Annotated in this window: 33 protein-coding genes; 7 read left to right on the top strand and 26 right to left on the bottom strand. The window is 36.2% G+C overall.

Annotated features, from left to right (window positions below; genetic code table 11):
* Positions 1 to 3 precede the first annotated feature (3 nt).
* The 7 genes from JTI58_RS10890 to JTI58_RS10860 all read right to left on the bottom strand — a co-directional run bounded on the left by JTI58_RS10890 (position 4) and on the right by JTI58_RS10860 (position 3,728).
* Entirely contained in the window at positions 4 to 531 is a 528-nt protein-coding gene (locus tag JTI58_RS10890) for a hypothetical protein (RefSeq protein WP_205446615.1), read from the bottom strand.
* 241 nt (positions 532 to 772) lie between these two features.
* Positions 773 to 2,173 (bottom strand): hypothetical protein, encoded by a 1,401-nt coding sequence (locus JTI58_RS10885; protein WP_205446614.1) that lies wholly within the window; start codon positions 2,171 to 2,173, stop codon positions 773 to 775.
* Positions 2,174 to 2,250: 77 nt separating this feature from the next.
* A complete protein-coding gene (locus JTI58_RS10880; RefSeq protein ID WP_205446613.1) occupies positions 2,251 to 2,430 on the bottom strand; it encodes a hypothetical protein in 180 nt (59 codons plus the stop codon).
* Between the two features lie 100 nt (positions 2,431 to 2,530).
* The gene (locus JTI58_RS10875; RefSeq protein WP_205446612.1) at positions 2,531 to 2,689 is read right to left on the bottom strand and encodes a hypothetical protein; all 159 of its coding nucleotides are present in this window, start codon (positions 2,687 to 2,689) and stop codon (positions 2,531 to 2,533) included.
* A gap of 30 nt (positions 2,690 to 2,719) precedes the next feature.
* Positions 2,720 to 2,926 carry a hypothetical protein gene (locus JTI58_RS10870; protein ID WP_205446611.1) on the bottom strand — a complete coding sequence of 69 codons (207 nt, stop codon included), beginning with the start codon at positions 2,924 to 2,926 and terminating at the stop codon, positions 2,720 to 2,722.
* 50 nt (positions 2,927 to 2,976) lie between these two features.
* A complete protein-coding gene (locus tag JTI58_RS10865) occupies positions 2,977 to 3,156 on the bottom strand; it encodes a hypothetical protein (RefSeq protein ID WP_205446610.1) in 180 nt (59 codons plus the stop codon).
* 128 nt (positions 3,157 to 3,284) lie between these two features.
* Positions 3,285 to 3,728 (bottom strand): hypothetical protein, encoded by a 444-nt coding sequence (locus JTI58_RS10860; RefSeq protein WP_205446609.1) that lies wholly within the window; start codon positions 3,726 to 3,728, stop codon positions 3,285 to 3,287.
* A 327-nt stretch (positions 3,729 to 4,055) separates the two neighbouring features.
* Between JTI58_RS10860 and JTI58_RS10855 the strand changes: the two genes are divergently transcribed.
* Positions 4,056 to 4,220 carry a hypothetical protein gene (locus tag JTI58_RS10855; protein WP_205446608.1) on the top strand — a complete coding sequence of 55 codons (165 nt, stop codon included), beginning with the start codon at positions 4,056 to 4,058 and terminating at the stop codon, positions 4,218 to 4,220.
* 276 nt (positions 4,221 to 4,496) lie between these two features.
* Here the strand turns inward: JTI58_RS10855 and JTI58_RS10850 are convergent, their stop codons facing one another.
* The 12 genes from JTI58_RS10850 to JTI58_RS10795 all read right to left on the bottom strand — a co-directional run bounded on the left by JTI58_RS10850 (position 4,497) and on the right by JTI58_RS10795 (position 11,074).
* Positions 4,497 to 4,994 carry a sigma factor-like helix-turn-helix DNA-binding protein gene (locus tag JTI58_RS10850; RefSeq protein ID WP_205446607.1) on the bottom strand — a complete coding sequence of 166 codons (498 nt, stop codon included), beginning with the start codon at positions 4,992 to 4,994 and terminating at the stop codon, positions 4,497 to 4,499.
* Positions 4,995 to 5,058: 64 nt separating this feature from the next.
* Positions 5,059 to 5,202 carry a hypothetical protein gene (locus JTI58_RS10845; protein WP_205446606.1) on the bottom strand — a complete coding sequence of 48 codons (144 nt, stop codon included), beginning with the start codon at positions 5,200 to 5,202 and terminating at the stop codon, positions 5,059 to 5,061.
* A gap of 2 nt (positions 5,203 to 5,204) precedes the next feature.
* Positions 5,205 to 5,381 carry a hypothetical protein gene (locus tag JTI58_RS10840; RefSeq protein WP_205446605.1) on the bottom strand — a complete coding sequence of 59 codons (177 nt, stop codon included), beginning with the start codon at positions 5,379 to 5,381 and terminating at the stop codon, positions 5,205 to 5,207.
* The gene (locus tag JTI58_RS10835) at positions 5,374 to 5,640 is read right to left on the bottom strand and encodes a hypothetical protein (protein WP_205446604.1); all 267 of its coding nucleotides are present in this window, start codon (positions 5,638 to 5,640) and stop codon (positions 5,374 to 5,376) included. The genes JTI58_RS10840 and JTI58_RS10835 overlap by 8 nt, the downstream gene beginning before the upstream one ends.
* Before the next feature lie 5 nt (positions 5,641 to 5,645).
* Entirely contained in the window at positions 5,646 to 5,843 is a 198-nt protein-coding gene (locus JTI58_RS10830) for a hypothetical protein (protein ID WP_205446603.1), read from the bottom strand.
* 106 nt (positions 5,844 to 5,949) lie between these two features.
* Positions 5,950 to 6,735 carry a hypothetical protein gene (locus tag JTI58_RS10825; protein ID WP_205446602.1) on the bottom strand — a complete coding sequence of 262 codons (786 nt, stop codon included), beginning with the start codon at positions 6,733 to 6,735 and terminating at the stop codon, positions 5,950 to 5,952.
* Complete coding sequence (locus tag JTI58_RS10820) at positions 6,736 to 6,924, bottom strand: hypothetical protein (RefSeq protein ID WP_205446601.1); 189 nt, start codon at positions 6,922 to 6,924, stop codon at positions 6,736 to 6,738. It lies immediately after the preceding gene.
* On the bottom strand, positions 6,924 to 7,274 hold the full coding sequence (locus tag JTI58_RS10815; protein WP_205446600.1) for a hypothetical protein: 351 nt from the start codon (positions 7,272 to 7,274) through the stop codon (positions 6,924 to 6,926). The genes JTI58_RS10820 and JTI58_RS10815 overlap by 1 nt, the downstream gene beginning before the upstream one ends.
* 305 nt (positions 7,275 to 7,579) lie before the next feature.
* A complete protein-coding gene (locus JTI58_RS10810) occupies positions 7,580 to 10,129 on the bottom strand; it encodes a virulence-associated E family protein (RefSeq protein ID WP_205446599.1) in 2,550 nt (849 codons plus the stop codon).
* Positions 10,130 to 10,236: 107 nt separating this feature from the next.
* Complete coding sequence (locus tag JTI58_RS10805) at positions 10,237 to 10,542, bottom strand: hypothetical protein (protein WP_205446598.1); 306 nt, start codon at positions 10,540 to 10,542, stop codon at positions 10,237 to 10,239.
* Between the two features lie 21 nt (positions 10,543 to 10,563).
* Entirely contained in the window at positions 10,564 to 10,845 is a 282-nt protein-coding gene (locus JTI58_RS10800; RefSeq protein ID WP_205446597.1) for a hypothetical protein, read from the bottom strand.
* A gap of 43 nt (positions 10,846 to 10,888) precedes the next feature.
* The gene (locus JTI58_RS10795) at positions 10,889 to 11,074 is read right to left on the bottom strand and encodes a helix-turn-helix domain-containing protein (protein ID WP_205446596.1); all 186 of its coding nucleotides are present in this window, start codon (positions 11,072 to 11,074) and stop codon (positions 10,889 to 10,891) included.
* Between the two features lie 166 nt (positions 11,075 to 11,240).
* Between JTI58_RS10795 and JTI58_RS10790 the strand changes: the two genes are divergently transcribed.
* The 3 genes from JTI58_RS10790 to JTI58_RS10780 all read left to right on the top strand — a co-directional run bounded on the left by JTI58_RS10790 (position 11,241) and on the right by JTI58_RS10780 (position 13,829).
* Positions 11,241 to 11,708 carry a helix-turn-helix domain-containing protein gene (locus JTI58_RS10790; RefSeq protein ID WP_205446595.1) on the top strand — a complete coding sequence of 156 codons (468 nt, stop codon included), beginning with the start codon at positions 11,241 to 11,243 and terminating at the stop codon, positions 11,706 to 11,708.
* A 6-nt stretch (positions 11,709 to 11,714) separates the two neighbouring features.
* On the top strand, positions 11,715 to 12,911 hold the full coding sequence (locus tag JTI58_RS10785) for a tyrosine-type recombinase/integrase (protein ID WP_205446594.1): 1,197 nt from the start codon (positions 11,715 to 11,717) through the stop codon (positions 12,909 to 12,911).
* 453 nt (positions 12,912 to 13,364) lie between these two features.
* Positions 13,365 to 13,829, top strand: a complete 465-nt coding sequence (locus JTI58_RS10780) for a hypothetical protein (protein WP_243456380.1) — start codon at positions 13,365 to 13,367, stop codon at positions 13,827 to 13,829.
* 22 nt (positions 13,830 to 13,851) lie between these two features.
* Here JTI58_RS10780 and ytxJ read toward each other — a convergent pair whose 3' ends face one another.
* The 5 genes from ytxJ to JTI58_RS10755 all read right to left on the bottom strand — a co-directional run bounded on the left by ytxJ (position 13,852) and on the right by JTI58_RS10755 (position 17,114).
* The gene (gene ytxJ / locus JTI58_RS10775; protein ID WP_205446592.1) at positions 13,852 to 14,196 is read right to left on the bottom strand and encodes a bacillithiol system redox-active protein YtxJ; all 345 of its coding nucleotides are present in this window, start codon (positions 14,194 to 14,196) and stop codon (positions 13,852 to 13,854) included.
* Between the two features lie 96 nt (positions 14,197 to 14,292).
* The gene (locus JTI58_RS10770; RefSeq protein WP_205446591.1) at positions 14,293 to 14,706 is read right to left on the bottom strand and encodes a VOC family protein; all 414 of its coding nucleotides are present in this window, start codon (positions 14,704 to 14,706) and stop codon (positions 14,293 to 14,295) included.
* Between the two features lie 70 nt (positions 14,707 to 14,776).
* A complete protein-coding gene (locus JTI58_RS10765) occupies positions 14,777 to 15,418 on the bottom strand; it encodes a 3-oxoacid CoA-transferase subunit B (RefSeq protein WP_279381324.1) in 642 nt (213 codons plus the stop codon).
* Positions 15,415 to 16,122: a CoA transferase subunit A gene (locus JTI58_RS10760; protein WP_205446589.1), complete on the bottom strand. Its 708-nt coding sequence runs from the start codon at positions 16,120 to 16,122 to the stop codon at positions 15,415 to 15,417. Before JTI58_RS10760 ends, JTI58_RS10765 begins: the two co-directional genes overlap by 4 nt.
* 83 nt (positions 16,123 to 16,205) lie before the next feature.
* A complete protein-coding gene (locus tag JTI58_RS10755; RefSeq protein ID WP_205446588.1) occupies positions 16,206 to 17,114 on the bottom strand; it encodes a LysR family transcriptional regulator in 909 nt (302 codons plus the stop codon).
* A gap of 241 nt (positions 17,115 to 17,355) precedes the next feature.
* Between JTI58_RS10755 and JTI58_RS10750 the strand changes: the two genes are divergently transcribed.
* The gene (locus JTI58_RS10750) at positions 17,356 to 18,039 is read left to right on the top strand and encodes a hypothetical protein (protein WP_205446587.1); all 684 of its coding nucleotides are present in this window, start codon (positions 17,356 to 17,358) and stop codon (positions 18,037 to 18,039) included.
* Positions 18,040 to 18,315: 276 nt separating this feature from the next.
* On the opposite strand, the gene JTI58_RS10745 is transcribed toward JTI58_RS10750, so the two are convergent.
* Positions 18,316 to 18,954, bottom strand: coding sequence for a LysE family translocator (locus JTI58_RS10745; RefSeq protein WP_205446586.1), 639 nt, complete (start codon positions 18,952 to 18,954; stop codon positions 18,316 to 18,318).
* 226 nt (positions 18,955 to 19,180) lie between these two features.
* On the opposite strand from JTI58_RS10745, the gene JTI58_RS10740 reads away from it, so the two are divergent.
* Together JTI58_RS10740 and JTI58_RS10735 are read left to right on the top strand one after the other, a co-directional pair.
* Positions 19,181 to 19,603, top strand: coding sequence for an SRPBCC family protein (locus JTI58_RS10740; RefSeq protein WP_205446585.1), 423 nt, complete (start codon positions 19,181 to 19,183; stop codon positions 19,601 to 19,603).
* Positions 19,603 to 19,923: an ArsR/SmtB family transcription factor gene (locus JTI58_RS10735; RefSeq protein WP_205446584.1), complete on the top strand. Its 321-nt coding sequence runs from the start codon at positions 19,603 to 19,605 to the stop codon at positions 19,921 to 19,923. Before JTI58_RS10740 ends, JTI58_RS10735 begins: the two co-directional genes overlap by 1 nt.
* 39 nt (positions 19,924 to 19,962) lie before the next feature.
* Here JTI58_RS10735 and JTI58_RS10730 read toward each other — a convergent pair whose 3' ends face one another.
* Positions 19,963 to 20,742, bottom strand: coding sequence for a YqhG family protein (locus tag JTI58_RS10730; protein ID WP_205446583.1), 780 nt, complete (start codon positions 20,740 to 20,742; stop codon positions 19,963 to 19,965).
* Between the last annotated feature and the right edge of the window lie 10 nt (positions 20,743 to 20,752).

Below are 20,752 nucleotides of genomic sequence, written 5' to 3'. Positions count from 1 at the left end.
CTATTACTCTCCTTTCGCAAATATTTCTACATAAGGTTTATTCGTCAACGGATTTGTAGGATAATCATTCTTATCTGCCGAGAACCTAGAAAAAACCGTTAGAGCAATTTTACAATTCATTTTTGAGATATCTAAATTTGTTGAGTCTGGATAAGTTAAATGATCTCCCCAAATATGTTTAGGTGCGTTAATATGCACTGGTGCATAGTTTTCCTTGAAGGGCTCGAAATCAAATCTGATAAAGTAGTTTTTTGGGTTTTCTATATGAAAACCATGATATGAATATTCAGATATTTTAGTGATTAAGAAGTCATTCAACATTGAAAACGCTTTTTCTTTTAATTTCATTTGAAACCCATCATTTTCAGAAAAAAATATTTTAGGAGTATGTAGTATATAGTCTATACGATCTTCTGAATAGTTTATCTCTAAATCCTTATCTAAATTCCCTTCCCAACTGTATTTATTATATTCGTCCTTTATGGATTTTATTCGATCCAATATTGTTTCACTAACATCAACAGTACTCACTCGTTCTTTCACCTACCAATTTATATAGAAAATATTGATCATTAATTATTATAAATGATAAAGTAGACCTAACAAGATAATTATTCATCACAGCATCTCCTTTTGAATATATTAACATAACTGGGTTACAATTTATATTTCCCATCTTCTACACATCTATTTGTTTTACACCCTCTCAAACCTATATTGTAAAATTAGGAGAGAAATTATCAAAAAAAAATAAAAACATCCCGAAGGATGCTTAATAAGTGCTTCTAATTTCTTTAAGTTCTTGGACTGTGTACTTTCTTTTTTGAGTGTAGGTTCCCATAAGCTCATTAATATCTTTTATCAGTCGTTCATGTAGTTTCAAATCAAAAAGTAAGTGCTTTACATAATTAACGAACATTTTTAACTCAATGACAGTAATTTTCTTTGTACGTGTATCAAAAATGTCTAATTCATTTTTTTCAAAGTAATCATAACCTGGTAACTCGTCATAAATTTCATAATTAGATTTTGCACTGATAAGTACACTATTAACTTGATCTAATACCTTTTTAATATCAGTTTCCTTATGAAGCGAGGAAACTTTCAAAACATTAATTGGTTTGAAAAGTCTTTGATCCGCATCATTAAAAATAACTGACCCAAAATATCCAATAAATTTATTTGTTCTACATTCTAACATAATATGGTTTTGCTTGGAGTAAATAATAAACTCATTGTTGTTTGTTGCTTCAATCTCTGTTATTTCAAAACCTATTGTACCCAGATGCTTATTGAACTCGAGTCTAATGCACTCTAAAAACGACTTTTCTTCAATTTCTCCAGCAGTTTCAGATGTTACATAACCAGTTTCTTTTAGCAATTCAATTACATGTAGTTTTTTATTTATTCGTAGCCAATCTACAATAGCTTTAGTGGCAATCCATTTTTCATTTTTATTTTCTTGAACAAATCCATTAATTAAATGAAGAATACTAGCCTTCTCCTTATAAATCTCATCGAATTTTTCAAATGATGATTCATTGCCATTTAGATATTCATTGAATAGCTGCAGGAATTTTAGTCCCAATGCTAAATACCTTTCCTCCAAATTCCTCGGGATTAGGATTTCATATTGTTCTAGTTTCTCATTCCAATCTTCCAATTCTTTTTTTATCCCTGGGAATTTAAGAGTTAATTGTTTAAGTAAGGCAACCTTCATTGCCTCTTTTAATAAAGCCTTTCTTGATTTACCTTCTTGTAGGGAAATTGTGCTAAACTCTTGTATACAAGTACTTCCAACGTTAAGTTTCGTCCCATTTAACTTGTTTAATATAAAGAAAACATCTCTATTCTTCGCATTACACAAAGAACAATTAACCCTATCCTCTTCCTCTAGGATAACCTTTACTGGGGTTTCATCACCTTTCCATTCATCTTTACACATTTTAAGAACGCCAGGGAGCAAATCGTTTATAATTGTAATTTGTTCTTCTGAAAGATTTTGTATCTGTCCATCAATCTCTTCAGCACTTGAATAGACATTTCTCTCTACAAATTCATACAAAAAAGGTTCTTGCTTAGAAGTTTCACTGTTTATGAAAATTACTTTACTTTTACGATCAATTAGATAACTTCTACTAAGTTCATTAACTTCAAAATTAGCAATTGACATACACCATCCTCCTTATGACATATTTCGTCACAAAAGAGGCGAATCCTTCTAAAAGCGATATTTTACGAAAAATCGTATTAACTATTATTATTTTCTTCTATCGCTTTATGAGTTTCCTCCCAAATCTTACGAATGGTCTCCTTCCCTTCACCCCAATCCTGTAACAAATTAATTGCTGCTTCAGGATCTACTTTTGAAAGTTCACTCAACTTTACAGGAAGGTAAGCATATATTCTAACTAATTCTTTAAATTGCAACTTCCTCACATCCTCTATTCAATTTCCTCGATTAACTAAAATACTTCCTTTTAATTTCTACCTTATTCATGATCACTATTAGATTTTGTATCAGACTCAACTAAAGCGTCGATGTAGCACCCCATAGTTTACGTATACTCTTTCTCCCTGCGCCCCAATCTTGTAATATTTCTATTGCGGCTTCTGGATTTACTTTAGAAAGCTCACTCAACTTTACAGGAAGGGAAGCATACATTTGAATCAATTCTTTTTTATGCATAGCCCTACTCCTTTACTATTGTTTATGCATCTATTCATCCTTCAGCCCCCTTACTCTTACATCTAAGTCGCTCACTCTATCAGAATCAGTACCAGCATCCTCCAAAGCATTGATCGTTGTCTCCCATAGTTTTCGAATGTCTTTTCTTCCATCTCCCCAATCTTGAATTATCTCAAGCGTTGCTTCAGGGTTTACCTTAGCAAGTTGACTCAATGCTACTGGTAGATATGCATACATTCTTGCTAAGTCTTTTTTAAATATGATGTTCCTCTCCCTTACTATTATTGCTAGACATGTTTACTCAAATGATCGTTTGCGTCATTCCAAATCGTCTCAACATCTTTTTTACCATCACCCCAGGCTTGCATTAGCTGAATCGCTTTATCAGGATCTACTTTAGACAATGCACTAAGTTTTTCAGGCAAATTTGCGATTATCATTACAATTTCCATATCGATAGGTAACACGCTGGCGCTCGCCTCCTTTTAACTCTTTTTTATTTTGCTCTTTAAGGGCATGTTTATACGACATATATTTGGAGTAGAGCTAATACGGCAAACAAAAGGACTCTCCAAATACGGAGAGTCCCCTAAATTTATTCATTAGCGTAAACCATATAATCGACTTCAACATCAGTTAAGAAGTAATCCTTTAAAGCCCCATTAAGCTTTAAAACCTCAACGTGCTCATAAGCTTCTGCTGCTGTTTTAAACATTAACATTTCCTCGTTATCACTATCGAATAGAATTTCTCCACTTACTCGAATTATGAAACATACAGCTATTTTCTCCATCTTTATAGCTATATCAGCTAAACAGTCATTACGATAAAGATTGAAATATTCTACAAATTGTTTCACTTCAAGCTCAGAACGAATCATGACATCTTGCACTTCAGTATAAAAGATTTTGTCCAGATATTGTGCTGCTTTATCATAAGTACACGGATGTGTTTGTGAAGCTTTCCATTCTGTAAACTGTACATCAACTGCCTCTAATCTAATTTCGCTATATTCGTGGATATTCATAGTCTCTGACATTGTTAATTTCCTCTTTTCATGTGTAGTTTATTTTAAAATGTATGTTTCTTGATAATTCCAAACTTCGTAAGAGTATTCGAAACTTTATACCTTGATGAACTACCTAATTCGTATGTTTCCCCAACAGTTATCTAAGCAATAAGTTATGACCTCCCTAAAAATTTTTCATTGTGAAACATCATGAAACATTTTATTCGATCTTAAAAAAATTGATAACATTAGTTAAATAGCGATTTGTGGCGCGTAATGAATCAATATAGGGCATATTGAACTTAAGTTCTATTGCCCTCGATATATGCCACAATTAAATCGAAGGAGGTCGACACTATGACAACAACAGAAATAATTATTAGTCTTGTGCTCGCTTTAGTGGTGGGCTTATTCCTAAAAATGTTTGATAACGAGATTACTAGGGTTACGTCGATTCTTAGGGAGAATCTGTTCAAATTTCTAGTGCTAAGCGGAATTATCGCTATCATGCTTTTTAAATAGAATTATTTTGTGGTCCAGGTACGACTCTATACAAAGCACCGTCAGACTCACAACTTGAATACACAAAGCAGCACTGATAGTGAGTAAGGAGGGTCAAAATTCCGTCCCTTTTATTTATGAAAACCTCATTGTGTGAGAGCAATCGAACCAGCGTACCTTTTAGTACTACCCTTCTCGATTGTTCTCACAGCTGATTAATCAGCCACCAAACTATTTCTACCTCCAACTTGATGGTAGTTCCTTGCAGTTTACAAGTACCTGAAAACTCACTACCTTTTAGGCATTAAGCTTTACCACTTTCTTTCGTGCAGCTTCGATATGCCTTTGTACAGTACTTTTCGTAATCCCAAGTTCTTTGCCGATAGATTCATAGGGTTGTAGATACCCATAATGCAGCATGTAACAGGTACGTTGCATTGGCGCCATGTGCTGAAGTACAAACATGATTGCTCGTTTATCGTCATCAGCTAATGTTCGTTCTAGCTGGTTTATATCTGGTTCTCGCAAAGATGGCATTTCATCATTAACTCCAAACCATCGTAAATCCATATTCACTTTGCGTTTGTCATAGCCGTATCGCTTTTTCGCACTTTTATGGATACCTTTCCTTGTTTCATTTGGGTTGAAGCCTTTACTCATCCATTCAATTGCTAGCTCCAAATCAGATATCATTCCAGTATATATTTTTTGTTCCGGATCATCTTCATGAAGTGCAGCACGTTCGGCCTTCAAACGTTTGCGGGTTTCTCTGTATTCTTTTAGTAAATCATTCAAAGGGGATTACCTGATTTCTTGCTGATTATTGTTTTCTCCATTTGTGGGGAAGCACCTAAGTTTTCTATTTAATACGTATAATCACATGGTTACTGTCTTCGCTTAAATCAGTCGGTATAGGCGCACCATTAGTCAAAACAATAACATTCACCTGTTCGCCTTTACGCTCAACCACTTCAATCTCAATTGACTTTACTTTACGGCTCAAAGTTATACCCCCTTTTGCACTATGATGATGGCGTGTAATTGCTTATTTCGTTTCATGCGATCGCTTCGATTGTTATACGCTGCGTATCCGCGGTAAACAGCCACTTGAAAAGTATTCACTCCACTTACGGCTTCTATTAGCTCCTCTAGGCGATTGAGGCGTTTTTCAATGTTACTCATCTCCGAACACCTCAACTCCCTTGTCGCTCAAATACTTCATGAACTTTTCAGCTTTCTCAATACGCTTCTCCAGCTCACAGTCGCGTAGGTTCATCTGCATAAGGCTGGCAAGATAACCGAGAACACGTGCCTTTTCAATTTCATCTTTCGGCGCCCTCGTTTCTACTCTTCGTAAATTGTTGATTGTTTCCGTTAAAAGCTGGCGCACATGGGTTTGTGTAGTTAATCGCTTATTCTTTATTTCTACTGCTTCATTCATCTAAATCACTTCCTGTCATCTAATCGTTTTTTCCATTTAAAGATTTCACCTATATGAAACACTTTGTCTGTTGCTGAAGCGTTATTTTGGAAATAAGCTGTTAAATGCGTGAAATACTTTCTTAATTTCGTTTCTGTAGAAGGTTCTCGCTTCTCCTTCATCATTTGTTCAATACGGGCTATACGTTTTTCAAGATTACTCATACCCCTACCCCCTGTATAAAAATAGCTATATCCCATAGGTTGAGCGCTATTTTATAATTACATTTTGTAGCGCTCAACGTGTCGTTTCATCACTTTACGTGGTTAATTAAGGCCACCATTTTGATGCAGGTCCGTTAAATATTTGACTGCCGTCTATATATGTGACTGTTTCGTATAAGAATGCTCGATCAGCATCTGGCGTAGAACCTGCCAACATTAAGTTTTCATTAATAAGAGCTTTTTGCTCTTTTTCCAGATCACGTAGCCCTTCTGGATATGTCACATCTTTATATCGCTCATGAACAACATCATGTAGCGCTCGTACATTTTGTACAGTGTAATCAGTTGACTTCCTTCCCTCAGAAATATGGGCACCTAGGCTAATTTGGCTTTTGTCCCAGGCTTCAGCTTTTATGAATGAAGGTTTGAAACCATTTGCAGTAATACTGTACAAGACCTCAATAGCCTGTTTATTATCGCTTTCAGTAATTTCGGTAATAGCACGTAAATAATCGTCATAATTATTGAGACGTGACAGCGTATTTTCTACATATTCACTTAGATACTTAATCCCTGTGATGTATTCAACATCTATCACCTTTTTCGTGCCTAATTTTGTACCGTATTCACTTTTAATATCTTCATTTTTGAAGTAGTGTTCAAAATTAAAAATCGGTAATGGTTTAGCTGCTGAGATTAATTCATCCAGTTCCTTTAATCGTGCTTGTACTTCAGCTTTTCGTTGACTCGCTTTGTTGTTATATTGATCTAATAGACTCCTCGCTTTCTTTTGGTACTCCTTACGCTTTATCTTTAACATGCTCTCGTTATAAATGCCTTTTGCATCATCATATTGTTTTCTGATTTTCTTTGCTTCTTCTACCCAATTCATCTATAATCTCTCCTTAATATTCAACGTAATTTCTTTTTTTTTGATTCTATTAATAAATGCGGCTAAGTCCTGAATTTCATATAGTTTAGCTTCATAGAACGGACTACCATAGCTCAGCTTCTTAAATTCACGTTCTAATACATGAAGCTGCCTTTCAAAAGGTTTAATGGCCACTGATCTACGTTTCATTAGCTATCACTTCTATGCCAATCTTTTAAGCTTTTTACAGATTGATCGTATAAGGATATAAATTCCCTCATTTGAAGATGTAATTGATCATTTTCATATGATTCTTGTGTGTAATTTTCTGATTTGGGGAACATTGCATAGTTCTTTTTACAACAAGGCGTTTTACGCGCACATCTAGGCCGATATTCAAACCCCCATCGTTCTTTAATTTCAATTCCGCAATAAGGGCAATTAAACACATTAAAAAACTCATATCGGAACACCTTGGCTTTTAGATTCGTTTCTACTTTTTCGACTTGTACTTTTGTAATATCTAAACCTCGGGCAAATCGGTTGTTTCTTATTCGCATGTGACTCACTCCTTCACTAGTTAGATGCTCACCTTATTTTCAATTGTCACGACTGGACAATAAGTACGGTATATTTACAACTTTCTATATATAGTGTGTAAAGGGGAATATATAGGTGTAAATCCCCTTTAACCTCTTATATATATATATTTAAGTTTATATTGTTCCTATTGATACTATTGGTCATTGCCTTGTGGCTCTAATGTTTAAGTGTGGTACGATAAAAATTTCTCATCGAGACAGTGATTTTTTCGTTCCACTTTCCACCGTTCCACTTAAATCACACAAGGCTTGTATTGGGCCAATCAATTTGGCCTTTCAAAGGCTCGTTGTCTGCCGTATGCAACCATTGATTTTTTAGTCCCTTCGTGTTCCCATCCCAACTGTTTAATGATATTGGCGAATGCTCGCATCTCACCTGTTGTGTATTTAGCTTTCGTATCCAACTGAAGCCCCTCCGAAACTACTTCAATTACAGAAATTTTTGTAGGTAACTTGAGTTCGGTTACATCACTAAAATCTATATTAGGTATAAAATTTTCACTTTGATTGAACGAATACCATTCGTAGCGCTCTCCACTGGACCACTTCATAAAATCGTCAGGTGCTGGCTTAATGTGTTTGATCCATGCTAAACGTTTGTCTCGTTCCCATTTATCAAAATCGTAAGGGATAGGTTTATTAAGATATTCGGCGACTATCGCTGATCTAATATCCGTCTGTAAATGCTCACTTTGTTTGTCATGAGCTAAAGCACTTAGCTTATCGCTCATAAAAACAGATTTTCCTTTCACGTAGAAGCGTTCTTTTATCTCAGCCCATATTTGTTGCACTTCTCCTTTTGAAAGCTCGCTGGGGTGCCTCTTACGCTTTTTAGCATCACATTCGATTGGAAGAAACCGCCTGTTTCCTGTACCGTCCGTTAAAAACTCGACCTCATTCGTTGTACCTATGAAAGCACAACTACGCTTTATCGACACTGCCTTTCTTGCATAGGCTGGACGATAGGTGTCCTCCTGTGCTGACAAGAAACGTTTTACGTCTTCGACTTCACTTCTACGCATGGCTGCTAATTCTCCAAGTTCAATGATCCACTTACCTTGAAGCGTTTCAGCACCTTTTTTTGCTTCAAAAGATTCTTGGGAATCACTGGACCAAGCTCCGTCCCCAGCCAACCTTGAAGCAAGTAGAGATTTCCCTAACCCTTGACTACCTATGAGGGTCAAACATTCATCGAATTTAATACCAGGACTAAATATGCGAGCGGCCGCACCTGTTAACCAATGTATAGTTGCCAACCTGGTGTAATCAGTGTCTTCAGCCCCCATGAAATCAATCAGAAGCGTTTCAGCTCGTTCAACACCATCCCATTTCTTACTATTTATAAAATCTTGTACTGGATGAAACTGACGGTCCTGAATTGCCTTATCAACTATTTTTACAGCCTTAGAGAATTGAATGTTCATATTAAATAGCTTCTCAATTTCAAGGAGCATCCTGTCAGTATCCGAATCTTCCCATTGTGTCGTTTCATCGCGCGCTAATTGCTCATGTCTACGCCAAGGTACATTCGCTACGCGAATATCCTTCTTAGCGAATGTATCGTACTTAAATGTGTGCCCAAACAGGCCATTGATAATAATTTCAAGATTTGCTGAAGTAGGTTCAATTCTTCCATTTTTATTGCATGTCACTTCTGAAAGAACCTTATCAAGGTTAGGCATTTCACTTTCCGTTTCACCCCCTAATATGTCCTCAAAATCCTCTAGTGCTGATTGTAAAGAGGACTTTTTAAGTTCTATGCGAATATCTTCTAGCGCTTCAGCTTCTCTTTTACTTGAAGGTTTGGCTTCTAGTAACCAATCCGAAAATGCCTTAGAACTAGGTAACTTGTGAATTGGTGTGTTTAGTTTTGCAGCAGCATCTAAATGTCCAAATTTATGAACCCTCACCAAGTCAAAGCTGTTTAAAGATTTTTCGTTACTTGCTGGATCCGTTGAGTGATTGGATATACAAAATAATCCATCATCGTAAACCACTAACCCACCTGAAGTAGAACCATGGGTGTACGTGTATCTTTCATCATGCGCTGTTGGTTCATAGATATCAGGAAGAAATGTTTCAATAGCTTTGTGAATGTCGTATTGGCGATTAAAAGCGCCTACAAGACCTTCTATTTCATGAGGGTGACCCTTCTTACTACTTAGCTTCTCTACGTTGTCACCTAAATGTTTTGGCCAAGTGCTACGATCGGTCCAATCCGTATATTCAGCCAATATTCTATCTGCATCGAGTGCAAGACCTTTTTGTTCCAGAGCTATAAATTCACCATCTTTAGAAACAGAAGGATAGAACATCATTTGATTGACAGTGAAACTCACTTTGTCAAAATCATCTATAGTAATGTTGTCTGCCACTTTCCTTGAGATAGCTTCATATTCTTCTGGTTGCACGCTCCTATTCAAAGGTATGAATACTCGCACCCTAGCACTATTTTTCGTGTGAGAATGAGTTGTATGCAGTACCATACTCACGTCCGGATACATGAAGGTTAGGTTGTCCCAAAAATCTGTTACGCTCTCTTTTAACTTGTCTGCATCCAAGGTAACAATTGAACGGTTTATTATGTCTGTAGCCTTTTTGTTACCGTTGCTAGATTCCCCGGCTACCAAGCCACCCTGGTGCTTTATTTCGTTCTGTTTCGTTTTGGACATCTTATGGTACTCAGCTACGCTTTCATTCGTAATAACAGCATCTTGTAACTTTTTAGCGAGCTGTTCCCATGAGACTTTTTTTACCACGCCACTATCGAAACGCCCCTTCTTAAATTCCGTTATAATAAGATTATTAAGCATTGTTATCACATCGTTTCTGTATGTTGAACTTAAAATCCAAGACTATATCACCTCAAACCACTATCCACTACCCAATACTGGACAGTGGTTTTTTCCTTCAATAGCCTTCATGCAGTCTGATTATCCAACACATATAATAAGGCGCTGCCTTCGGCAGTAATACGGCCTAGCTCATTTAGAATGTGAGCAGCATTATGTGAGTGGTCGAACGTAAGACGAAACTGCATCATTCTTAATCTCTGAATATCCTCAGCATCCAATTCACTTTCATATAACTCATTGATATCCTTAATTGCCTTGAGCATTGGTGTAGCATCAACAAGTAAGGCTTGAAGCTCAACAATTGTATTTTCAAATTCACAAACTAGATTTTCTATAGGTTTCATTTTGCTTTGAATGATTGTGTTACTCATTAAATATCCCTCCTACGAATATTATTTTTTCTGTGTTGATTCATTACACAAAGACTTAGGTATCAGAGCATAAAACTCAACACTATTTACAAATGCGCTAACAAAAACTTTCGAAGAATCGTGTGTCTCTTGAATTTCATACTCATCGAAAAGCTCTATAAAGACCTTGTGTGTTAACAGGATTGTAGGTGAATCAAACCTGTTGATACTTACTGATAAAAACTGGGCTTCCTCACCTGATTTCGCCAGTGAGTCAATCATATTAACGAGCGCTGCTAATGACTGTACATTTTCAATATTCATCTTACTCACCTCCCTCTGCGTGCCACCAAAGCTTGTGATTTAGCTAAATATGTTGCACTTGCTTAACTTCACCTTTAGTCCAAGCTTCAACAACTTCACGATTGAAAAGGATTTTCCCACGTACTTTAAAGTGAGGAATTTCAGACTTTCTAACTGCAGAATAGATAGTAGCCGTAGAAGTGCCTAGCATCTCTGCCACTTCATTAACCGTCAAAGTGATTTTTGTCATAATCTTATACCTCCCTATCCATATTATCCAACAAGATATATTCTTAATATTTTTATATTTTGTTGGATAATTTATCACTAAAAGGAATAAAAGTCAATTAATTATATCCAATTGGCATATTTTATTTTATAATAGACATAATAAAACTTAATGGAGTTGATAATAATTGAAATCATTAGGCATGATAATAAAAGAACAAAGGAAAATAAAAAATCTAACACTTGTACAGCTTGCTAACGTGTTAGATGTGTCGCAGGGATATCTTTCTAATATTGAAAATGGAAATAGAAATCCTTCACCCGAAGTATTAAAGAAATTATCAGAAACACTTGAATTGGATTACTCTGAATTGCTTCATGAAGCTGGTTATAGGGATCTATCTAAGGCTGCACGACTGGCTCAAACCTTTGATGAATTTAAAGATGAAATTAATGTGACAGATACGTATCTGCGATTATCAGCATTAGAGGAAGCGATAGACATCGATAATTTCCTTCGCCAAGAATCACACCTCTTACAATCTGAAAGCGTACAACCCATCTACAAAGGTCATTTACTTACTGAACAAGATCGCAAAAGAATACTAACGTTGCTGGAAGTCTTATTTCCTGAATACCAAAATGAGGAGGAATAAACCAAAATGGCTAATATAAAGAAGTACGAAAACGATGATAATAAGTACAGATTCACTGTTAGTCTAGGAAAAGATGCACAAGGCAATTACAAACGAGCAACAAAGGTTTTTTATGTAGAAGGTAAATACACACCTAAACAAAAAGAAGAGTATGTCCTTAATGAGTACATGAAGTTTAAAAAAGAGGTACTATCTGGAGAATACATTGCGCCATCCAATATGATATTTTCCGACTTCGCAAAAGAATGGGAGAATAAATTTGCTCTTACTGAACTATCACAAACAGCAATAAGTAACCATCGATTAAAACTTAAAAATCATATCTTGCCAGTGATCGGTCACATGCACATGGATAAAATAAACCAGCTCATGCTACTGAATCTAATACAAAACCTTACACGAAAAGATGGTAATAAGGGAGAGTTAACTTACCATTCCAAACAAGACATATACCGCACGCTTCAAAGCGTATTTAAATATGCCACAGAATGGAAAGTAATCGAAAAGAATCCCATGGACGGCATTAAAAAGCCGAAACCACCTAAAGATGCAGTGAAGGAAAAGTTACAGGTTTATAATGAGGATGAAATAGCTCAACTATTACAGCTAGTGCAAAGTGAGCCTTCACACTGGAGACTTCTATTCACATTAGCGGTAACTGCCGGCTTACGTAGAGGAGAATTACTTGGTCTTGAGTGGAAACACGTGGACTTTGATAATCAACAAATACTAATAGAACAAACGATTGTATTAACAGGAAGTGGACCTCTAATAAAAGGTACGAAATCAGATTCATCAGAACGTGTTGTTTCCTTACCTGGGAGCATGATGAAGGAATTGAAAGAGTATCACCTTCAATGGAGAAAAGATAAATTGCGACTGGCTGATAAATGGACAGAGAAAGAAAGAGAGTGGATTTTCTGTAATGAACATGGACAGCACCTCTACCCTTCTAGCCCTTCCAATTGGTGGAGTAAGTTTGTGAAGAAGCATGAATTTCGATATATCCGACTGCATGATCTACGCCATACATCTGCAAGTCTTTTAATTGCCCAAGGAGTACACGCAAAAATTATATCTGAGCGTTTAGGACATTCAGACATTTCAATTACAATGAACACTTATGGACACGCTTTAAAATCAGCAGATCGTGCAGCTGCTGATAAGTTTGAAATGCTGTTTTCGAAAAGCAATTCAAACTAACATGTGCTAAACGTGTGCAAATCGTGTGCAAAAATTCAATTAAAGCAATTAAAAAAGATTATATACGAACAAAAGCAGAACATCGAAAACATTGATATATCAACATTCATCACAATTCATTCAATTACAATCAAGTGCTGTCACCACATTTGAGGAGTGGTGGTTTAAAACTTTCTATAATAACTACGGCATACGCGGCTTTTTACATTACATTATTTATACAGCACCTTAGCCATTTTGGTTAAGGTGCTTTTTATACATGTTCTCCCCTCCTAAAAATTTCAGTATTTACAAAATTAATATCATTAATTTTCACATAACCTGATCGCTCCTAGTTCCCCTTCTTCTCTATCCAATCAAGTACCGAACCATTCATAAAAAGTGTGGACAACCTTCTTGTATTCTGTATAATTCCCTTCTATTTTGCACATAGATGGAGTAACAAGGGAGGTTATGACATTGAAGAAATTAATTTATCTATTGGTTTTTACTTCACTACTGTTAGTAGCTTGTGGAAAGAACGCGGAACCAAAGGAAGTAGCAGTCGATCAAAATACGAATGTTGAAGATATTGTGGGTGCGATTGTGAAAAATGAATTCTCTGTGGAAGAATCGAAAGACGGTGTTGTCACAATTTCCATTCAAGATACAGATGTGACAGAAGGATCGAAAAGTCAGATGTTGAAGGATTCTACTAAAATTTTCGCTGATTTGTCCAAATTAAAAAGCGTGAAGACACCTGCTATTACTTGGTTTGCTCCTCTCACGGAACCTGATGGGGACAAAACGATGACTGAGGTTTTGAATATTTATTTCAGTGAAGAGGATTTTCACAAAGTAGACTGGGCCAATTATCTACAAGTTGATATCGAGTCTAGCGCAACAAATTATCATGAAGATGAGGCTTTGGAGGATTAACCACACAAAGATACCCCACAACCTATTGTGGCGTATCTTTTTTTACATACTGTTCTATAGCGGCTACTAAAAGAGGTTGCTTTATTTTATAGTGCGTTGCTTGCCAAATGCCTTTCTTACCCTGCAGGATTATTAGCTGTGGTGATTCGTGCTTCACTTGAAGATCACAGGCAATAGCATTGGAAACCACACGATCCATTTGTACGATGACAAGGTATTTAGGCAATTTCCTTTGTAATGCTTTGTATTCCTTTAATGCTGAAATACTACTTATACATGTCATGCTAATTTTTAATACAAGACAAGGTTTGAGCTTCGATTGCTCCAAAACCTCGCACCATTTGTTCAATGTCGTTATTCGTTGCATTTAGTAACCCCCTAAACAGATTATATACTACAAGGGGTATTTTAGGTTACAAAAAAACACGAGACTACATACGTGCTCGTGCTTAAAATTTTCTATTTAAATACCTTCCGTATTCATGAATACTAGACGCCAGCCATCAGGGTCTTCAATGGTTACCCCTTTCTCAGCCCAATATGGATTTTCAGGCTCAACTTCGGGATATCCCATGACAGCAAGACGTTCAGCAATATGGCGAATCGTATCTCTGTTTGGAATATAAAGTACGAGAAGATTGTCCTTACTTGGTGCTGGACAAGGGCTACCGTCAATATGCTCAGTAAATTCTAAGTGATAACCTGCATTTGGAAGACCAATCATTAAACCATTATAGCCACAATGTTCTGTAAACGAACCAATTTTCTTTAATCCGACACCTTCACAGTAAAACCGTTCTACTTCCTTTAGCTGATCGGTTGGTCTTGCCACACGCACCTGTGCGACTGCTAATTCATTTGTCCATTGTTGTTCCATTGTTATGAAATCTCCTTTTAGACTATTGTAAAATGAGACCATAACGCTAGAAACAGTCCTAGGTCTGAAGTTATTGTATAAGAGCAACGCTAAAAGAAGCAGCTGTTTTCTCTTTTACTTCCTCTAAAGATACACCATCTGCTAATTCTATCAGTTGCATGCCATCTTTCGTAAAATCAAATACAGCCAAATCTGTAATTAATCGATGTACGACACCTTTACCCGTTAGTGGGAGTTCACATTGTTTTTTAATTTTAGATTCACCATTTTTATTTACATGCTCCATGACGACAATCACTCTCTTGGCACCAACGACGAGGTCCATTGCGCCACCCATGCCCTTCACCATTTTCCCCGGAATCATCCAGTTAGCAAGGTCTCCTGTTTCAGATACCTCCATACCTCCTAAGATAGCAAGGTCAATATGTCCACCTCGAATCATCGCAAATGATTCTGCACTGTCAAAAAAGGATGCCCCTGGAACTGCCGTAACTGTTTCTTTACCTGCATTGATTAAATCAGGATCTACTGCATCTTCTACTGGATAAGGACCAATACCGAGAAGTCCGTTTTCGGATTGTAAGAGTACGTCATAATCGGTTGGGATCGCGTTCGCAACAAGTGTTGGAATACCTATGCCTAAATTGACGTTCATACCGTTGGCTATTTCTTTTACTGCACGGTTAACAATTTTTTGTCTTGTATCCATCATGCTTCCCCCTTTTTCACCGTTAAACGCTCAATACGTTTCTCGTAATTTTCACCTAATAATACACGTTGTACAAAAACTCCTGGTGTATGAATGTGATCAGGATCTAGCTCGCCTACTTCTACAATTTCCTCCACTTCAGCTATTGTAATTTTCCCTGACATAGCAGCTAATGGATTAAAATTGCGTGATGTTTTTCTATAAACTAAATTTCCTAGTTTATCGGCTTTCCATGCTTTGACCAGAGCAAAGTCAGCAACAATACCTTCTTCCAAAATATATTCTTTGCCATCAAAAACCTTCACTTCTTTTCCTTCAGCAATTGGCGTTCCAACCCCTGTAGATGTGTAAAAACCAGGAATTCCCGCTCCACCTGCACGCAAACGTTCTGCAAGAGTTCCTTGCGGTGTCAACTCTACTTCTAGCTCACCACTTAAAAATTGTTGTTCAAAAATCTTATTTTCACCTACATATGAAGCAACCATTTTTTGTATTTGCTTGTTTGCTAATAGTAGACCCAATCCCCAGTCATCTACACCACAGTTGTTACTGACAACGGTTAAATCCTTTGTTCCCTGTTGCACTAATGCTGCGATTGATTTTTCGGGTATACCACATAGCCCGAAGCCTCCTACAGCTAATGTATCTCCATCCTTAATATCCGCAATCGCCTCTTCAAAAGAACTCCATACCTTGCCATTCCCCATCTCGAAACCTCCCTGAATTGCTCGTTTATTAAGGAAAATTCTACATCATTGCTATTTTACAAGTAAAGGAATTAATTAGAATACTACTTATTCCTATAAGGAATAAATCTATTTTCCCTATTCCTACCTATCATTTCAAGTAACTGTTTTAATGCATAAGATTGATAGGTATTTTTCTTCGTAATAATCCCTAAACGCCACGGCATTTCAAAATCATCTAATGGAATTATTTTCACATTAGTATTTGTTTGCTTAGCTGCAATGGAATGAGGTAACAATGTAACCCCTAAATTGGAGGATACTAACTCTACAATCAGGTCCCACTGTGAACTTTTATAGCCGATTGTAGGTGTAAAACCAACACTTTCACAGGATTTAATTATATAGTCGTGAAGCGTGAACTCCTCTGCAAAGATAATGAACGTTTCATTTTTTAAATCTTGTAAAGCTATGGATTCCTGGTTTGCATAGGGGTGAGATTCATTCATAAAGACATAAAACTGGTCTTCTATAAAGGATTGAACAGCAAACTTCCTTTCATCTACTGGTAATACAACGATGCCCATATCAACATCACCATTTTCAACTAGCATTTCTACCATTTTTGCACCACGTTCGATAAGTGCTAAATGTACTTCAGGATATAGCTGATGAAATCCCCTAGCGATTTCAGGGAAAAATAATGTTCCAATTAAAGGTGGAATCCCTAACTTGATAGCACCTGTTTTAATATTTAATAAATCGTCTAGCAAAATATGTAGTTCTTGGACAGCATGCATTATTTTTTGTCCTTGATTATAAACAATGCTACCTGCATCAGTAAGTTCTACATTACGCGTTGATCTGTTCAACAATTCAACTTGTAATGATTCTTCTAATTTTTTAATACTTTTGCTTAATGAAGGCTGAGATACAAAGGAATAATGTGCAGCCTTTGTAAAACTCCTATGCTCAACAACAGCCATAAAGGCTTTTAAATCTCTTAATTCCATCACTATCTTCTCCATTTATTCGTATTTGTTATAAAAGCATCTACAAGTACTACCCTTTAGCAATAAATTCTCCATCCTTTCTTTTTAATCCTTTGCAATGTGTTGAACTATAAAATTTAGATATATTCACCCCTGCCATTATACGTATCTTTTCGACTTTTGGAGAGTTTTTTGAGAGTTATATGACCTACAATCAATTATGAATATTGTCATAATTTATCAAAGATTGGAGATGTAACAGATGTTGAAGCAATTGCTTGAAAATCGAATAGTTAATAGGCATTATTTAGGTCTTACATTTCAGCAACATGTTTATGAATTAAAGAACTGTGAGGAAGTTTTAGGAGTGAAAGCTAAATCGCTACATATTGAGAATCGTCATATTGCTGTTGGCTATATTGCTGATGACAGTATTTTCTTTAAAAGTGCTCATTTCGGAAATACCATGGTCACTTTAACAGATGGAATTCATCAAGCAATTGTTCAGCTATTTGTACAACATTCTGGTGAAATTTGCATTGAAGTAAAGCCTTATATTAAACATGCCAACATCGTGCCTGTTTATTTCCGCACAATTCTAGCTGATACAGCCATCGCCATTGACCTAAAAGGCGCGTTAAAAAAATTTCTAGTAACTCATCATTATATGATTGAAGCAGATACGATCATGGAAGTTCATTATCAATCCATGCATCCCTATGTGCTCAAGAATTCTTACGCTGGGCATTTTGTTTTAGGATGTACCCCCGATGGTAGACAGGTAACAGGAGCCGAGGAGTATACATTAGCTAACCGTATAGCTAATTTAAAGTTTTCTCACATTATTATTCAGCAACAAGGCAGACCAAAATTAATTGCTTTAAATATATTATTAACGTTTGTTATTACGAATAAAATTTTTGTTACTAACGAACTTTCTATGTAACTAATCGGATAGAGGATTTTACGATGTTATTTTCATTTATTTCATTGATTGTCATCATACTAGTTGCTTTATTTGTTATAAAATCTTTTTCTCTCTATAAAAAGCGTGCAGAAAAGAAAAAATTTTTACAAGAAAGACTTAAAAATCTTCTACTGACAAATATAAGCCAACCTAAATAGAATTTTTTCAAAGAGAAACGATCCTATCTTAATAAGTGCCAACAAAAAATACACCACCTTTATAGTAAAAAATAACTCTAATAAGGTGGTGTATTTTTTAGTGCGCTTTTTCTAATGCTAATTTAATGCCAAATGCGATTAATATTGCACCTGTTAATCCTTCAATTACTGCCTTGGTTGATGGCTTTTTCATAAATGCACTAATTCGATCTAAAAGGTAAACGTAGAAGATAAACCATAGCATTGTTAATGCTGTATAAATGAGACCCATTATTAAAAAGGGGAGAAATGTTCCATTATTTCCATCTACAAATTGAGGGAGAAATGTTAGGAAAAATACTGCGACCTTTGGATTTGTCACATTTGTGAGAAATCCCTGTTTAAAGCAAGACTGTTGAGAATATTTGTGTTCTATACTTGCTTCATCTTGTACAACTGGAGATTGTGTCCGAATTGTTCGAAGTGTCCACAAGGTTTTGATACCTAAATAACATAAATAAACCGCACCAACATATTTTAGAACAGCGAATATATAGGCAGATTTCACAATAATCGCCGAAAGTCCAATAACAGCCGCACAAGTATGAATTAATAAACCGCAGCAAGAACCTAGGATTGTTTGTAAACCGCCCTTTCTGCTTACAGTCAGCGTGTTCTTTGTAGCAATCGCTGTATCAGGGCCAGGTAAAATAATAAGTAAAATGCACATAACTAAGAACACAGATATATTAACCATATTACGCCCTCTTTCTGTCAGAAAATTATAAAAGTAATTGTAACATACGTAAAGACTAACAGAAAGATACAAATTGTTTTCATTGACATATAACCATAAGGTGTTATATATTCATAACACCTTATGGTTATATTTGTTGCCAACCCCTTTGCTATAGTGGACTCGAATAACGTTGAACACCATTACGCCAAGGTATCACTCATCAATCAAAAAGGAGTAATAGAACATGACTGAAAAATTACAGGATATTGTCAAAACAATTACATTGGATGCCCCTATCGAAAAAGTTTGGGAGACTGTCGCTACGGCTGACAAAATTGCTTCTTGGTTTATGCCAAATGATTTTCAACCGATTGAAGGCCACGAATTCACAATTCAATCACCGTTTGGCCCATCACCCTGTAAGGTAGAACGTGTAGATGCACCACACTTTTTGCGATTTGCTTGGGATCAAGATGGCTGGTTCGTAACTTTTGAGCTAAAAGAAGTAGGCGAGCAAACTGAATTTACTTTAACACATGGTGGCTGGAAGGAAGCTTCACATATTATTCCTAAAGCGAACACTACCACTGAAGCCGTACGTACTAATATGGATGGCGGCTGGACAATGATTATTAATCATAAATTAAAAGAGGCTGCTGAATCCTAATGACACAACCAGCAATAAAGTATGATGTTTTTCAAGCAATTGCTGATCCGACAAGAAGAAATATTTTACAGCTCCTTGTAGCAAGTGATAGACCCATTTCCAATATTTCTGAGCATTTTGAAATTAGTCGAACGGCTGTTGTGAAGCACTTGAAAATATTGGAACAAGCGGAGCTGATCTCTGCTCAAAAAAAAGGGCGCGAAAAAATCTATACGTTGCATAGTGAGCGCCTAAAGGAGATTGAAGATTGGCTCCAATACTTCCATTTATTTTGGGACAATAAATTGGCTCAGCTTCAAAGCCTGGTTGAAGATCATTAAAGCAAGAAGGAGCTGTCTTTTTCTCAGACAGCTCCTCATTTAAAAGAGATAAAATAATCCACCATTAATGACTTCAATTTTAATTTTTGCTTCATATTGCTCTTCTAATGCTTTTCTTTCAATTTCATAACATTCTGGTTTATCCTCTACATCTTCATAAAAATAATCTAATACACGTTGATCACGTTGCCATCGTTTTTGTGCTTCCGTTGCCCAAGAATGATCATCCTGCTCAATAATTGACTCAATTGTTGCCTTTAATCTTTCAATTGCTCGGGCAGGCTTAATAATATATTGCACATGAAATACATTCTCTTCGGGTTCTGTGTCAAAGTCCGATGAACAAATCGTTTCATGAAAATCTTCCTTGATAACACCAGTGAATAAATTGATGCCAAATGAGTAAAGCATTTCTTTTGTACGATCACAGCAATAAGAAACTTTAAAGTTAACACCTAACCAAGGTGTTAAAATAACCTGCCCCATATCACGATCCACTTTTTCAAACAATTGAACATAGGCTCCTAGTTCTCTTGTAGCTAAAAATATCTGATTTAAACGTGGTGAGCCGTAATGAATAGCTTCCCCAAATAGGTTACCAACCATTGCCGTTTGATTTGTAATGAAGGTTACTTGCGCTGGGTTTGGTTCACTATTTGTTGCTTCAACATATTGCCAATAAAATGGCCTATTCATAATTCTTTTATCTATGTCTATCGTTAATTGAACGGTTAGATAATGATTCTCTTCTCCTAAAATTGCACAGTCATTCTCCATAAAAAATTCCTTTAAATAGTGGTGAACTTGCTGCGGATACATAGCTGCACCT

The organism is Lysinibacillus fusiformis (assembly GCF_016925635.1).
Lineage (GTDB): Bacteria > Bacillota > Bacilli > Bacillales_A > Planococcaceae > Lysinibacillus > Lysinibacillus fusiformis_F.
Note: the sequence above shows the minus strand (reverse complement) of the source record. Positions and strands in the feature narration are given on the sequence as shown.

Coding starts and splice junctions, on each gene's coding strand:
- JTI58_RS10785 (WP_205446594.1), top strand. CDS start 11,715: ATGGCTAATATAAAGAAGTACGAAAACGATGATAATAAGTACAGATTC.
- JTI58_RS10780 (WP_243456380.1), top strand. CDS start 13,365: ATGACATTGAAGAAATTAATTTATCTATTGGTTTTTACTTCACTACTG.
- JTI58_RS10870 (WP_205446611.1), bottom strand. CDS start 2,926: ATGTATGCATATCTACCAGTAGCATTGAGTCAACTTGCTAAGGTAAAC.
- JTI58_RS10835 (WP_205446604.1), bottom strand. CDS start 5,640: ATGAATGAAGCAGTAGAAATAAAGAATAAGCGATTAACTACACAAACC.
- JTI58_RS10800 (WP_205446597.1), bottom strand. CDS start 10,845: ATGAATATTGAAAATGTACAGTCATTAGCAGCGCTCGTTAATATGATT.
- JTI58_RS10745 (WP_205446586.1), bottom strand. CDS start 18,954: ATGGTTAATATATCTGTGTTCTTAGTTATGTGCATTTTACTTATTATT.
- JTI58_RS10765 (WP_279381324.1), bottom strand. CDS start 15,418: ATGATGGATACAAGACAAAAAATTGTTAACCGTGCAGTAAAAGAAATA.
- JTI58_RS10820 (WP_205446601.1), bottom strand. CDS start 6,924: ATGAAACGTAGATCAGTGGCCATTAAACCTTTTGAAAGGCAGCTTCAT.
- JTI58_RS10810 (WP_205446599.1), bottom strand. CDS start 10,129: ATGCTTAATAATCTTATTATAACGGAATTTAAGAAGGGGCGTTTCGAT.
- JTI58_RS10825 (WP_205446602.1), bottom strand. CDS start 6,735: ATGAATTGGGTAGAAGAAGCAAAGAAAATCAGAAAACAATATGATGAT.
- JTI58_RS10730 (WP_205446583.1), bottom strand. CDS start 20,742: ATGTATCCGCAGCAAGTTCACCACTATTTAAAGGAATTTTTTATGGAG.
- JTI58_RS10770 (WP_205446591.1), bottom strand. CDS start 14,706: ATGGAACAACAATGGACAAATGAATTAGCAGTCGCACAGGTGCGTGTG.
- JTI58_RS10840 (WP_205446605.1), bottom strand. CDS start 5,381: ATGAGTAACATTGAAAAACGCCTCAATCGCCTAGAGGAGCTAATAGAA.
- JTI58_RS10855 (WP_205446608.1), top strand. CDS start 4,056: ATGACAACAACAGAAATAATTATTAGTCTTGTGCTCGCTTTAGTGGTG.
- JTI58_RS10795 (WP_205446596.1), bottom strand. CDS start 11,074: ATGACAAAAATCACTTTGACGGTTAATGAAGTGGCAGAGATGCTAGGC.
- JTI58_RS10735 (WP_205446584.1), top strand. CDS start 19,603: ATGACACAACCAGCAATAAAGTATGATGTTTTTCAAGCAATTGCTGAT.
- JTI58_RS10805 (WP_205446598.1), bottom strand. CDS start 10,542: ATGAGTAACACAATCATTCAAAGCAAAATGAAACCTATAGAAAATCTA.
- JTI58_RS10755 (WP_205446588.1), bottom strand. CDS start 17,114: ATGGAATTAAGAGATTTAAAAGCCTTTATGGCTGTTGTTGAGCATAGG.
- JTI58_RS10760 (WP_205446589.1), bottom strand. CDS start 16,122: ATGGGGAATGGCAAGGTATGGAGTTCTTTTGAAGAGGCGATTGCGGAT.
- JTI58_RS10815 (WP_205446600.1), bottom strand. CDS start 7,274: ATGCGAATAAGAAACAACCGATTTGCCCGAGGTTTAGATATTACAAAA.
- JTI58_RS10875 (WP_205446612.1), bottom strand. CDS start 2,689: ATGCATAAAAAAGAATTGATTCAAATGTATGCTTCCCTTCCTGTAAAG.
- JTI58_RS10740 (WP_205446585.1), top strand. CDS start 19,181: ATGACTGAAAAATTACAGGATATTGTCAAAACAATTACATTGGATGCC.
- ytxJ (WP_205446592.1), bottom strand. CDS start 14,196: ATGCAACGAATAACGACATTGAACAAATGGTGCGAGGTTTTGGAGCAA.
- JTI58_RS10830 (WP_205446603.1), bottom strand. CDS start 5,843: ATGAGTAATCTTGAAAAACGTATAGCCCGTATTGAACAAATGATGAAG.
- JTI58_RS10885 (WP_205446614.1), bottom strand. CDS start 2,173: ATGTCAATTGCTAATTTTGAAGTTAATGAACTTAGTAGAAGTTATCTA.
- JTI58_RS10860 (WP_205446609.1), bottom strand. CDS start 3,728: ATGTCAGAGACTATGAATATCCACGAATATAGCGAAATTAGATTAGAG.
- JTI58_RS10750 (WP_205446587.1), top strand. CDS start 17,356: ATGTTGAAGCAATTGCTTGAAAATCGAATAGTTAATAGGCATTATTTA.